Below are 13240 nucleotides of genomic sequence, written 5' to 3'. Positions count from 1 at the left end.
CATAGAGGTATGAGCGAAGTTCTGGAACAGGAAGCGAAGGCGGGGGCGGGACACGCCCAAAAGTACACACGAAACAATCCGTACCACTCGAATGTGAATGTCAACGTGCAGATCACGGCCGAGGGTTCGGAGAAGGAGACGCGCCATGTCGAACTGGCGCTCGAAGAGGGGATGACCTACACCCCTGGTGACGCAGTCGGTATCATCCCGGAGAACCGTCCGTCGGCGGTGGAGGATGTGCTGAAGGCTCTCGGCTACAAGGGCGATGAGCGCGTGCTGGATCACTACAAGGTTGAGATCTCGCTGGAAGAGGCGCTGCGTAATCGTTTGACGACCGGCAAGCTGTCGCGTGGCGCGATCACGCAGATGGCGAAGCTGGCACCTGAGCACGAGGGGCTGAAGGGCCTGACCGGGCCGGACAACCGCGCCAAGGCTGAGGACTATTGCTGGGGCCGTGAGTTTGTTGACCTGGCTACGGACTTCCCGGGCGTCGTGACGGATCCTCAGCAGCTGTTCAACATCCTGCCGCGCCTGACGCCGCGGATGTATTCGATCTCGTCGAGCCAGAAGGCTCACCCGGATTCGGTGCATACCACCGTGCGCGTGATCCGTTACGAGGCGCATGGACGCGACCGCCAGGGTGTTGCTTCAGGCCACCTGGGTGACCGTTCGGAGATCGGAACGACGATGCCGATCTTCCTGCACTCGAACAACAACTTCCGTCTTCCTGAGAACTCTGAAACGCCGGTGATCATGATCGGGCCGGGAACGGGTATTGCTCCGTTCCGTGCGTTTCTTGAGGAGCGCCAGGTTGAGGGAGCCAAGGGTAAGAACTGGCTCTTCTTCGGGGAGCAGCGCTCGAAGCTGGACTTTCTTTATCAGGATCAGCTGGAAGGCATGGTGAAGGACGGCTTCCTTACACTTCACACTGCGTTCTCGCGCGACCAGCACAACAAGGTTTATGTGCAGGACCGGATCTCTGAGAACGCCAAGGCGGTTTACGAGCTGCTTGAACAGGGCGCTTATTTCTACGTCTGCGGCGATGCTACTCGTATGGCAAAGGATGTTGAGCTGGCGCTGCTGGACGCGATCGCTCAGGGCTCGAACGGCACGCTGGAGCATGCTAACGAGTATCTGGCGAGCATGAAGAAGCAGAAGCGTTACCAGCGCGACGTATACTAGGCCCCCCCCGGGGGTTTAGTCCTAAAATCTTGAAAGATAAGGTTTTAGCTTGATACCAGTCCGCTAAATTCTTGATAATCAATGGTTTAGACGTAAATTATTGATTCTAAACAGTAAAGCCCTTGCCACCCGGCAAGGGCTTTTCGTTTCTATGGGCCTGATTTCCATCATAGCCGTTGGCTGCTAACAAATCGGCAGGCTGGTTTTGTGGCCATCCTGTTTGATTTCTGCTGGTTGCCAATGAGAGGGGCTTGACAGTTCCATTTGGGACCTGATGAACTCGTGGCCGGCATGGGGAATTTCTGCATCTTGCGTGTTGCAACACGCATCTTTAATGAAGACTGCAGTTGAGTCAAAAGGAGGCACGGCAATGAATATCGTTGTGTATGGTGCGACCGGAAACTCGGGTTCTGAGATTGTGAAGGAGTTGGTAGCGCGTGGTCACAAGGTGACGGGCGTGGCCAGGAACGTGGAGAAGCTGAAGGATGTTGCAGGGGTAACGGCCAAGAGCGACGATCTTTCGAACGCGGATGCGGTTGCCGCTATTATCAAGGGCGCGGACGTTGTTGTTTCGGCGTATCAGCCTCCCGCAGAGAATACGGACAAGCTGATCGACGTAACGAAGCTGGAGATTGAGGCGGTGAAGAAGGCTGGCGGACCGCGGCTGGTGGTTGTGGGCGGCGCCGGACAGCTTGAGGTTGCTCCCGGTGTGACGCTGATCAAGTCGGGTTATCTGCCGGAGGCATACATGCCGATTGCCGTCTCGCACGAGAAGGCGGCTGAGGTCCTGAAAGCCTCGGACATTAACTGGACATACCTCGCTCCTGCTGCTTACTTCGTTCCTGGTGAGCGTACGGGCAAGTTCCGCCTGGGCAGCAAAGAGCTTGTGACGCAGCCCAATGGTGAGAGCAAAATTTCATTTGCCGATTACGCGATTGCGCTGGTGGATGAGATTGAGAAGCCGAAGCATGAGAAACAGCTGTTCTCGGTTGGATATTGATTGTTGCGTGCTGATCATTGCGTCAGTGACGAAGAGGGCGGCCAACTGGCCGTCCTCTTCTTTGTTTGCTGGCCATAAGAGTGTTTCTCGTTACTCATCCCATCGTTGCTGTCACGCCGAACTTAATGAGTGTGTTGGCCTGGACGCAACAGTTGAGTTTTGGAGCCCTGTATCGCACTCCTCTGCGACTTCTGAGTCAATGGAACCCGTGGAGATCCTGCACGTATAGATTGAGGAACGATGGAGATCCATGTTGAAGTTTCAAGTCCTGGTCAGCTTGTTCGTCGCACTGAGTGCTGCTTCTGCACCTGCTCAATCACCGGCATTTCGATTTCTGCAGAAGCCAGGTGACTATCCGGTTGGTCTAAAGGTCATCGAGCAATACGACCGAACACGCTCTTTTCCTGCGGGGAGCGAAGCCTACCGCCCTCTGCAGACGCTGATTTGGTACCCGGCGGTCAAGAGCATGAACAAACCAATGACGGTCGGCAATTACGTATCGCTGGCCGACGAGGAGATTCATTTCAACGCGCCAGATGAGAAGCAAAACAAGTGGCGCCCGCGATTTCGGGCCGTGTTCGACATTCCTCTCTGGGCAGTGCGAAATGCTGCTCCCGCCGAGGGCCGTTACCCGGTCGTGATCTACGCTCCCAGCGATTCTGCGACGGCGTGGGAAAACGCCGACTTGTGTGAGTACCTTGCCAGTCATGGTTATGTTGTTCTGGCGAGCCCTTCCATGGGTGCCTCAACACGTGACATGACGGACGATACCGAAGGGATCAACGCGGAGGCGCGTGACATCTCGTTTCTCGTGACCTATGCATCCGAACTGCCTCAAGCCGACGTGTCTGAAGTTGCAGTGGTGAGTTGGAGCTGGGGCGGAATCTCAAGCCTGTTTGCCGCCGCTCGAGACCCGCGCATCCACGCGCTGGCAGAACTGGACGGAAGCATGCGCTATTTTCCAGGTCTCGTGCAGAAAGCTGGCGATGTGCACCCGAACGAGATGAAGATACCCCTTCTCTTCTTCGCGGCAAACAGTTCGATGCTGATGGAAGCTCTCGACAGCTACTACGATGGCCCTCCGTCGGATATCGTCGGCCCGAGTGTTTTAAATGCATGGAGGCAAGCAGATCTGTTCAGTGTGAAAATGCTCGGCATGTCTCATCCGGAGTTCTGCTCCATGTGTCAGCGGCGTAAGACGGCGGAGGACTACGCGGAAGATGAGGTAGCGGACTACGGACGCGATGACACCAATACGGGCTATGCGTGGGTCGCTCGCTACACGCTTGAGTTCCTGGATGGCTATTTGAAAAACGATGCTTCAGCGAAAGCATTTTTGGTTAGAAATCCCGCTGAGAATGGTGTACCAAGGCATACGATGGGTATCACTTTCCGCGCCGCCGGCACCCCAGGCAAAGAGCCTACACGTTAGTCCCGTGAAGCAGGCATCGGCGTTGCGATCCTTCGACGATGCGCTGATGAGCGCCAAATCGCCAATGTGCTCATTGACTCGATTGGTACCGTGAAGTCGGCTTGTCGGAAGTGATCGTTGGTGATGAGCGAGCTAGTAGAGACCTGGCAGATCGCTTTTGAGAGGGGCAGCGAGGGCGGCTGCCCCTTCTCTATTTTCAGACGCGGTGGTTGTCGGCGCGCCATACGGTGATGCTCTGTTTGATCGCTTTGGGCTCGAGGTTCTGTGTGAGCGTCTTGCGGACGAGCGCGGGAAGTTCTTCGTCGCAGCAGAAGCGGAGGGCGATCAGCTGCCGGTTGTCGAGTTCGCTGATGTGGGCGAGCTGGTCCTGCGGCAGCAGGGAGGCGAGGCGCAGGCGCTCTTCGAGGCGGATGATGCGGTTCTGGAGCTTGAGGTCATTCATACGACAGCGCAGGGCAAGGGTGAGAAGGGCGAGCGCGACGAGGATGGACCAGTGGCCGAGGTATGGATAGTCGTGCCGGAAATGGATGGCGATGTAGACCGCGACTCCGAGGTTGATGAGCAGAACCGGGATGATGAAGAAGTGCATTGGCGGATCTAAGCGTGCGTGGTTCTTGTAGCTCTGTGGAGCGGCCATGGTTTTCCTTTCGTGGCGGGGCGGCTTCAGCATAGCAGGTGGGGTTGGAGGGGCCGGGGTGCATGTTCGTGGAGAGGGGAGAGAGGGGTTTCGGTGGTGTGGATGGCGATGTGGTGAGTGGGGAGAAAGCAGACTCCTCCGTTTTGCTGCGGAATGACAATTTAAGTGGGTGGGATGGCAACTACAGGAAAGTGGGATGACGGCTTTGAAAAGGCGGAATGACATTTACAAAGCGGGATGACGGCTGATGAAGTGCGGTTGGATTTTGCGGTAGGCTGGAGGGATGGCGACGAAGACGAAGAAGCGTATTGGTGTGCATGTCGGGACGAGCGGCGGAGTGTGGACGGCGGTGGAACGCGCGGTTGAGGCGGGTGCGAATACGTTCCAGATTTTCTCTTCGAGTCCGAGGATGTGGAAGGCCTCGCCGGTGAAGGCTGCGGACGCGGCGAAGATGGCGGAGCTGCGCGCCAAGCACGATGTGGGGCCGGTGGCGGTGCATGCGAGCTACCTGATCAATCTCTGCTCGCAGACGGATACGGTGCGGGAGAACTCGACGAATGCGTTTCGCGGCGAGGTGGAGAGGGCGCTGGCGCTGGGGGCGGAGTTCCTGGTGCTGCATCCGGGGAGCTGGAAGGGGCTGACGCGGGAGCAGGGGCTGACGTATGCGGCGGCGTCGATCGAGAAGGCGATCGAGGGGATCGACTTTACAGGGAAGAAGTTTCAGATTCTGATCGAGAACACGGCTGGCGCGGAGTTTTCGCTCGGCGGCAAGCTGGAGCAGGTGGCTGAACTGGTGGAGACGCTGAAGGCGTGCGCTCCGGTGGCGGTGTGTCTGGATACATGCCATGTGCATGTGGCGGGGTATGACCTTGTGACGGCGGATGGGTATATCGAGACGATGAAGCTGATCGAATCGACGGTGGGCTTTGATGCGGTGAAGGTGTGGCACTGCAACGATGCCAAGGCGGCGATGGGATCGAAGCTGGATCGGCATGAACACATCGGCGAGGGCACGATTGGAGCGGAGGCGTTTCGCCGGCTGCTGCATGAGCCGAAGTTTGCGCACTGTGCGTTTATTGCTGAGACGCCGGTGGATGCTCCGGGGGATGAGGCTCGGAATGTTGGGGTGCTGCGGGCGCTGGCGGCTGGGTGAGGGCTTGCAACGCAACAAGTTTCGGGTCAGACTGAGCTGGAAGTGAGAGCCGTGCGGTAGAGGGATGCTCTATGCGTGTGCGTTTCGTCCTTGCATTACTGGTGTGCTCAACGGGATTCTGTCAGTCATTGCCGCCCGCTTCTTTGCCTGTAACCGGGGAACCGTATACGGCCGAGCGAACGATGACCAGCTATCAGAAGCTGGCGGATGGAACGACCATCGAAAAACAGAGTACGGCGTCGCTGGCGCGGGATTCGCAGGGACGAACGTGGTCGAAGGTGAAGCGGCCTGGCGACCCTCTGCGGCCGGAGACCATGCGGTATGAAACGATCAGCGTCTTCGATCCGAATACGCGAACCTCGACAAACTGGTGCACGTGCAGCAAGGTTGCGACGGTGAAGCACTTCGGTGAGCCGCTGCCGAGAAGGACCGAGCGAGTGCCGGGGGCCGAGGGGATGGATGTCTACCTTGGGCCCGACCGTGAGCATCGGTTGAAGTATCACACTGAGGAGTTACCACCGCAGATCATCATGGGAGTGACGACGCGTGGGTCGAAGGTCGTGCGGATTGTTCCGGCTGGAGTGGATGGCAATGACAAAGACCTGACGACCACGATTCAAAGCTGGTATTCGCCGGAGCTGCGGCTGGCGCTGATTACCATCATCGACGACCCGGTGAGTGGATTGAGGAAGTTCGAATTTTCCAATATGAAGCGTACGGAGCCTGACCCCGCACTGTTTCAAGTGCCGGCGGGTTATACGCTGCGTGACGAAGAGAACCGCACAGCTGCCCGTTGAACCATTGCAGATGTGCGGTCCCTGTTGAAGATTATGGTTTCTGTGTAGGGCGGAGTAGGACTTCGCTGACGAAGGACTGCGGCGCCTGGGTGACGAGCATGGCGACGACGTGGGCGACGTCGGCGGGCTGGATCTTGCGGGGGTTGTCGGTCTTGTCGCGGCCGAAGCCGGTGTTGACGGAGCCGGGAGCTACGACGGAGACGCGGATGTTGTGGGGGCGCAACTCTTCGGCGACGGAGTAGGTGAGGCCGTTGAGTGCCCATTTGGAGGCAGAGTAGGCGGCTCCGTTGGGCAGGGGATTGCGTCCGGCGAGCGATGAGATGTTGATGATGTGACCGGAGTTTGCGGCGATCATGAGGGGCGCGAGGGCGCGGATCATGAGGTAAGGGCCGCGGAGATTGGTGGCCATGAGGTTGTCCCACTCATCGGGCGTGGTCTCGTGGAGCGGCTTGCCCAGGATGCCGATGCCGGCGTTGTTGATGAGGATGTCGCAGCGACTGTGGTGGGCTTTGATGGTGTCGGCGAGTGCGGTGATGGAGGAATCGCTCGTCAGATCGAAGCTTGCGATCTCGGCCTGACCGCCGTCGGCAGCGATTTCGGACTGGACCTGCTCCAGCTTTGCCTTGTCGCGGGCGGCGAGGACGACGGTGGCTCCCATGGAGGCGAGCTGTTTGCTGATGGCGGCGCCGATGCCGCGGGCTGCTCCGGTGACGACGGCGAGTTGGCCTTTGAGTTCCTGGGTCATGTTGGGTTGGATGCGGTGGGGTGGGGGAAAGGAGCGGTTGGGGTGGTGGTGAAGGAAAGCAGGTTCCTCTACTTCGGTTGGGATGACGGAGGGAGGAAGAGCGGTTCGCGCTTTTGCGCGAAGCCCACTCATGCGGTGAGGCTGCATGAATGGGGCACCCGGCTTTCCGCGAACCCGGTTTTCCGCGACCCACATCTCTTCGAGATATGGGGCACCCGTATTGGTGCGTCCGGCGTGAAGTTGTGGCGATGCGGGCGAATGCGGGGGTTCCTCGGTTCGCTGCGCTCTCTCGGAATGACACAGTTTGTGGCGGGTAAAGAAAGAGAGACGTCGGATGGCGTCTCTCTTTTTGATGAGTGATGGTGTTTGGCTTGATGAGTGACGGTGCTTGGCGCTAGCTGTAGAGCTCGGTGGTGATGAGGTCGTTGCGGAACTTGCCCTTGGGGTCGTACTGCTGGACCAGGGATTTGAAATCGTTCAGGCGTGGGTAGGCCTGGTGGAAGTGATCGGGCTTGAGGGTGGAGAGCTTGGCCCAGTGGGGGCGCGGGTTGAAGGGGGCGAGCTGGGCCTCGATGAGCGGGAGGATCTTCTGCACCTCGGGCCACTCGCGCTTCCAGGTGAAGTGGATGGCGAGGGAGTCCTGCTGGTGGGCCATGCTGAGCCAGAGGTTGTCGGCGGCGATGACGCGGAGCTCGGTGGTGAGCAGGTGTGGCGTGATCTTGTCGCGGAGGGTTTCGACGGCGCGGATGGCCTTGTAGGCGTCGGCGCGGGGGACGAAGTACTCGGTCTGCAGCTCTTCGCCGCTGGAGGGGGTGAAGTTCATGCGGAAGTGGGGAAGACGCTCGTACCAGGGGCCGGGGAGGTTCATCTGCGGGGTGCAGTTGACCGGGTCGAGGGCGGGGATGGGATGCAGATTCCGGTTGGCGAGGCGGGCGTTGTAGAACATCTCCGGGGTATCGAGGGGATGGTCGGCTTTGACGAGCCGCTTGAGCCAGAGCTCGGTGCCGCGGGAGTGCTGCCAGTCGGTGAAGATGCTGACGGAGTAGCCGGCGCCGAAGATGTCGTCGAAGTGGTGTTCGAGCTCGGCGAAAGGGATGTCGGTGTAGACGGTCTGCGCGACCTGGAAGGAGGGTTCGAGGTCCAGGGTGATTTTGGTCATGACGCCGAGGAGTCCGAGGTTGACGACGGCACCGTTGAATTTTTCTCCGTCGGCGCGGGAGAGCTTTTGCAGGTCGCCGTTGGCGTCGACGAACTCGATTGCCGCTACGGAGGAGGACAGGTTCTTGTTGTGGAGTCCGGAGCCGTGGGTTGCGGTGGCGATGGCTCCGGGCACGGAGATGTGGGGCAGGGAGGCGAGGTTGTGGACGGCGAAACCCCTGGCGTCGATGACGGGGGCGAGGTCGCCGTAGCGGACCCCGGCGTCGACGGAGACGGTGCGGGTCTTCTCGTCGATTGTGATGTCTTTGAAATGGCTGAGCGAGACCTGGGCGTGGGTGCTGTCGGCGAGGGCGTTGAAGGAATGACGGGTGCCGAGGGGGCGGATGCTGGGGTTGTCCTTGATGACCTGCTGGAGTTCGGCGACCGTGGTGGGCTCGAAGAGATTGCTGGTGTGATAGGTGAGGTTGCCGGCCCAGTTGGTGCGGGGCTTCTGAGCGGGAGCGGAGGGAGATTCAGCGTGAGCGAAACGGGAGAGGATGCTTCCGGACACGAGGACTCCTGAGGTCTTGAGGAACTGCCGTTTATTCATTGTTGACCTTATTCCGATAGGTTACCGCTGGTTAGGTTCAGACAGACAGCACGGAAACAATGTAGAGATTTGGTAAGTCTTAGACAAGTTTTCCGGGTTGAAGTGAAAAGACCCACAGTACATTTGGAGCGTTGGCTCAGGAGAGAACGATGCGCAGGACGATGGCGGTTGGTTTTCTGGCGTTGATGACGACATTGGCGGGAGCACAGGCGACGGCGAGCGATGCGCCTCAAGAGGTTATTGCAAATGGGGGATTGATACACACGCTTATGGCGGCTCCTGTGGTGGGGCAGCCGTATTCGGCGATGCAGGTTCGGAGGATCAAGAGGGTACTGGCGGATGGGACAAGGATCTCGCATCATGGACACCATTCGGTCGCGCGAGATTCCGCTGGAAGAGTGCGGGTGGAGCGGAGGATGGAGGAGGCACAGAATGGACAGCCGGAGACGGTGATGGTGTTCGTGCTCGATCCTGTGGCTCACACCATGATGATCTGGACGACGGGACCCAGGACGACGAAGGTGGCCACGCTGATCAGGCTGCCGGAGAAGAAAGAAGCGGCGAAGCCTGCTGCGGAGAAGCAACAGGCGGCGGAGGATTCAAGGCCGCAACCAGTGGTGACGACCGAGGATCTAGCCCCGGATACGCTGCAGGGCTTACCGGTCACGGTCAGGAAGGTGACGACGGTGGTTCCGATTGGGAGGTCTGGCAATGATGCTCCGATTACGAAGATTCATGAGACGTGGACGTCGCCCGATCTGAAGCTGGTGATGAAGGAGCAGTGGGAAGACCCGAGATCGGGAGAGCAGACGGTGGAGCTGGATCCGTTTTCTCGGGCAGAGCCTGACCCAGCGCTGTTCCGTGCGCCTGCGGGTTACTCGGTGAAGGATGTTCGGCAGACGCTGAAGGAGTTGCAGGAGAGGCTGGATCAGATGTCGAATTAGGTCGGGTCTGCACCTCGCGGCCCGTTTCTTTACAATCGATAGATATGGCCGAGATGGTGAAAGACGAGAACGAGCGCGACGGACGATATAACCCAGCAGCGATTGAGCCCAAGTGGCAGGCGCGGTGGGACGCCGATCCTGCGCTGTATGCCGCCGAAGGGCACGATTCGGGCAAGCCGAAATATTACTGCCTGGAGATGCTGCCGTATCCCAGTGGCCAGTTGCACATGGGGCATGTGCGGAACTACTCGATCGGCGATGCGCTGGCGCGGCATATGTGGATGCGCGGTTACAACGTGCTGCACCCGATGGGATGGGATGCGTTCGGTTTGCCTGCGGAGAACGCGGCTCTGAAGAACAACACGCCGCCGCGCGAGTGGACGCTGAAGAATATCGCCGCGATGAAGACGCAGATGCGGCGGATGGGATTGAGCTACGACTGGGCGAACGAGGTGACGACCTGTCTGCCGGACTACTACCGGTGGAACCAGTGGTTCTTCCTGAAGATGTTCGAGAAGGGCCTGGCGTATCGCAAGAAGAGCAAGGTGAACTGGTGCCCGGACTGCCAGACGGTTCTGGCGAACGAGCAGGTCATCAACGGCCGTTGCTGGCGGCACGAGGAGACGATCGTCGAGCTGCGCGACCTGACGCAGTGGTTCCTGAAGATTACGAAGTACGCCGATGAGCTGGTGGAAGGCCTGGACAAGCTGGAGGGCTGGCCGGAGAAGGTGCGCACGATGCAGCGCAACTGGATCGGACGGAGCGAAGGCGCGCTGGTGGACTTTGCGGTCGACGGGGCTTCTGCAGTAACCGCAGGTCCTTCGACTTCTCCTTCGACTCACTCCGTTCGCTCAGGATCCGTTCAGGATGACACCTGTAAAGCGATTACGGTGTTTACGACGCGCGTGGATACGATCTTTGGCGCGACGTCGGTGCAGCTTGCTCCGGAACATGCGGTGGCGAAGGCATTTGCTGCCGAGGATGCGGAGCTGGCGGCGAAGGTCGAGGCGCTGCTGGAGGAGCAGAAGAAGGCGCGCGAGTCTGATGCGTTGGGAGCGATCGAGAAGCATGGCGTGAACACGGGCCGGTTCGCGGTGAATCCGTTCAATGGCGTGAAGGTTCCGATCTGGGTGGGCAACTACATTCTGGCGGACTATGGCACGGGCGCGATTATGAGCGTTCCGGCGCATGATGAACGCGACTTCGAGTTTGCGACGAAGTATGGGCTGGAGATCAAGCGGGTGATCGCGCCGAAGGATGGTGGCGAACCTGAGCTTCCGTTTACGGCGGAAGAGGATGCGGTGCTGATCAACTCCGGCGAGTGGGATGGCCTGGGCTGCGTGGATGCACAGCAGAAGCTCTCGTCGCTGGCGAAGGAGCAGGGCTTTGGCGAGCCGACGGTGACGTATCGCCTGAAGGACTGGGGCGTGAGCCGTCAGCGTTACTGGGGCACGCCGATCCCGATGGTGTACTGCCAGAACGGGCATGCGGGCGTAGAAGCAGGCGGCGTGGTGGCGTTGCCGGAGAGCGCGCTGCCGGTGCTGTTGCCGGAGCAGATCGAGATTACGCAGGAGGGCGGTTCGCCGCTGGGCAAGGTGGCTGACTTCCTGAACACGACGTGCCCGGTGTGCGGCGGACCGGCGAAGCGCGAGACGGACACGATGGATACGTTCGTCGATTCGAGCTGGTACTTCTACCGCTACACGGATGCAAAGGACAGCACGGTTCCGTTTGCGAGCGAGAAGGCGAACTACTGGTTCCCGATCGACCAGTACATCGGCGGCGTGGAGCACGCGATTCTGCACCTGATCTACTCGCGGTTCTGGACGAAGGTGATGCGCGATCTTGGCCTGATCAAGAACGATGAGCCTGCGGAGCGGTTGTTTACGCAGGGCATGGTGATCAAGGACGGCGCGAAGATGTCGAAGTCGAAGGGCAACGTGGTCTCGCCGGACCTGATGATTGAGAAGTATGGCGCGGATGCGACGAGGATGTATGCGTTGTTCGCGGCGCCGCCGGACCGTGATCTGGAGTGGCAGGAGGAGGGCGTTGCAGGCATCAGCCGCTTCCTGGGGCGCGTGCACCGGCTGGCGACGAAGTATGCGGAGCTGGTGCGGGAGGGGCAGTCGCCGCAGCTGGCTAGCCGTACGCAGACCGATCAGAAGTTGCTGAGGAAACTGCACCAGACGATTGCGAAGGTGACGCAGGACTTTGGCGGACGGTGGCACTTCAACACGTCGATTGCGGCGATTATGACGCTGATCAACGAGATTGTTGCGACCGAGGCGGCGATGGATGCGGGCGAGGTTTCGCCTGCTGCCGTGGCGGAGATCTTCCGCAATCTTGTGCTGCTGCTGGCTCCGTTTGCGCCGTTCTTTGCGGCTGAGATGTGGGAGCAGATGGGCGGCGAGGGCGTGGTCTTCCGGGCGGCGTGGCCGGTGGCGGATGAGGATCTGGCACGGGAGAATGAGATCGAGATTCCGGTGCAGGTGAACGGCAAGCTGGTGAACGTGGTGAAGGTCGCCGCGGGCAGCAACGATGATGCCGTAAAGGCCGCAGCTTCGTCAGATGAGAAGGTGAAGGCGCGTATTGAAGGGAAGACCGTGGTCAAAGTGATCGTAGTGCCGAACAAGCTTGTGAATCTCGTGGTGAAGTAGTGGCCGGTTCTTTTAACGACGGGCAGGGGACGATCGTTGCCGTTGCGGGCGGTGATGTTCGGGCGACGCAGTCGTTTGTTCGGGTGCTGGAGGAGTGCTGGAAGCGTCCGCTGCTGACGCTGTACGAGGTGCTGTGGAGATGGATCTACGGCATTCCTGCGCTGTGGCTGTTGTGGCGTGTGGGATCGCGGATTGTGGCGAGTGTGCCGCTGGATATTCACGGCCTCGAGGCGATGACGGTGACTCAGCCGATGAAGGCTGCCCAGACGCTGGCGCAGGCGATGGATGTGCTGCTGCCGCCTGTGATGGCCGAGGCGAAGTGGCTGGGGCCGCTGCTGCTGGTGACTTGGTCGGTGTGGTCGGCGCTGGGGCGAACCGTGGTGCTGCGGAAGATCGACCCGAGCCTGAAGGCGCGGCCATTCACGCTGATGGTGCTGCAGGCGATTCGCGTGGTGGCGCTGTTGGCGAGCTTCGGCGTGTGGTTTGCCTGCCTGCAGGGCGCGGCGCGGGTGACGGTAACGAATCCGCTGGCGCGTGGTGGAGACCCAAACCTGGTGGGCTACTTCGCACTGACGATCATCGCGACGATCGGCCTGTTTACCCTGTGGGCGATCGTCAGCTGGGGATTCAGTGTGGCTCCGCTGCTGGCGATGCTGCGCGACGAGGGGCCGGGGGCCGCGCTGGCCGGGGCGTTCCGGCTGGGCAAGCTGAAGAGCAAGCTGGTAGAGATCAACCTGGTGATGGGGATTGTGAAGATCGCGCTGATTGTGCTGGCGCTGGTCTTCTCCTCGACCCCGCTGCCTTTTGAGAGCATTACCACGCCGGAGTTCCTTGGCATCTGGTGGGCCGCGGACGGGGTGCTGTACCTGGCGGCTTCGGACTTCTTTCATGTGGCGCGGCTGCTGGGGTATCTGCGGCTGTGGAAGGCGTACGAGGAACATTGATC

General features: G+C 59.9%; 11 protein-coding genes. 8 read left to right on the top strand and 3 right to left on the bottom strand.

Features of this window, described 5'->3' with window-relative positions; translation table 11 throughout:
• Positions 1–9: 9 nt before the first annotated feature.
• The 3 genes from PW789_RS11635 to PW789_RS11625 all read left to right on the top strand — a co-directional run bounded on the left by PW789_RS11635 (position 10) and on the right by PW789_RS11625 (position 3614).
• Positions 10–1182 carry an oxidoreductase gene (locus tag PW789_RS11635; protein ID WP_299376255.1) on the top strand — a complete coding sequence of 391 codons (1173 nt, stop codon included), beginning with the start codon at positions 10–12 and terminating at the stop codon, positions 1180–1182.
• 370 nt (positions 1183–1552) lie between these two features.
• Positions 1553–2182, top strand: coding sequence for an NAD(P)-dependent oxidoreductase (locus PW789_RS11630; RefSeq protein ID WP_299376249.1), 630 nt, complete (start codon positions 1553–1555; stop codon positions 2180–2182).
• A 250-nt stretch (positions 2183–2432) separates the two neighbouring features.
• The gene (locus PW789_RS11625; RefSeq protein WP_299376243.1) at positions 2433–3614 is read left to right on the top strand and encodes a hypothetical protein; all 1182 of its coding nucleotides are present in this window, start codon (positions 2433–2435) and stop codon (positions 3612–3614) included.
• Between the two features lie 196 nt (positions 3615–3810).
• Here PW789_RS11625 and PW789_RS11620 read toward each other — a convergent pair whose 3' ends face one another.
• On the bottom strand, positions 3811–4251 hold the full coding sequence (locus PW789_RS11620) for a DUF6526 family protein (protein ID WP_299376240.1): 441 nt from the start codon (positions 4249–4251) through the stop codon (positions 3811–3813).
• Positions 4252–4534: 283 nt separating this feature from the next.
• On the opposite strand from PW789_RS11620, the gene PW789_RS11615 reads away from it, so the two are divergent.
• Both PW789_RS11615 and PW789_RS11610 read left to right on the top strand, forming a co-directional pair.
• A complete protein-coding gene (locus PW789_RS11615; RefSeq protein ID WP_299376237.1) occupies positions 4535–5404 on the top strand; it encodes a deoxyribonuclease IV in 870 nt (289 codons plus the stop codon).
• A gap of 182 nt (positions 5405–5586) precedes the next feature.
• Positions 5587–6201: a hypothetical protein gene (locus PW789_RS11610; RefSeq protein WP_299376234.1), complete on the top strand. Its 615-nt coding sequence runs from the start codon at positions 5587–5589 to the stop codon at positions 6199–6201.
• A gap of 31 nt (positions 6202–6232) precedes the next feature.
• Here PW789_RS11610 and PW789_RS11605 read toward each other — a convergent pair whose 3' ends face one another.
• Both PW789_RS11605 and PW789_RS11600 read right to left on the bottom strand, forming a co-directional pair.
• Positions 6233–6946: an SDR family oxidoreductase gene (locus tag PW789_RS11605; RefSeq protein ID WP_299376231.1), complete on the bottom strand. Its 714-nt coding sequence runs from the start codon at positions 6944–6946 to the stop codon at positions 6233–6235.
• 394 nt (positions 6947–7340) lie between these two features.
• A complete protein-coding gene (locus PW789_RS11600; RefSeq protein WP_299376225.1) occupies positions 7341–8693 on the bottom strand; it encodes a D-arabinono-1,4-lactone oxidase in 1353 nt (450 codons plus the stop codon).
• Positions 8694–8842: 149 nt separating this feature from the next.
• On the opposite strand from PW789_RS11600, the gene PW789_RS11595 reads away from it, so the two are divergent.
• Genes PW789_RS11595 through PW789_RS11585 form a run of 3 tightly spaced genes read left to right on the top strand, consistent with a single transcriptional unit; the run spans position 8843 to position 13238 of the window.
• Positions 8843–9637: a hypothetical protein gene (locus PW789_RS11595; protein WP_299376222.1), complete on the top strand. Its 795-nt coding sequence runs from the start codon at positions 8843–8845 to the stop codon at positions 9635–9637.
• 44 nt (positions 9638–9681) lie between these two features.
• A complete protein-coding gene (leuS, locus tag PW789_RS11590; protein WP_299376218.1) occupies positions 9682–12294 on the top strand; it encodes a leucine--tRNA ligase in 2613 nt (870 codons plus the stop codon).
• Positions 12294–13238: a hypothetical protein gene (locus tag PW789_RS11585; RefSeq protein WP_299376215.1), complete on the top strand. Its 945-nt coding sequence runs from the start codon at positions 12294–12296 to the stop codon at positions 13236–13238. Before leuS ends, PW789_RS11585 begins: the two co-directional genes overlap by 1 nt.
• Positions 13239–13240: the final 2 nt, after the last annotated feature.

Origin of the sequence: Edaphobacter sp. (genome assembly GCF_028283685.1) — a bacterium.
Classification (GTDB): domain Bacteria; phylum Acidobacteriota; class Terriglobia; order Terriglobales; family Acidobacteriaceae; genus Edaphobacter.
The sequence above is the reverse complement of the archived record's forward strand: the minus strand, read 5'-3'. Positions and strand labels throughout refer to the sequence as shown.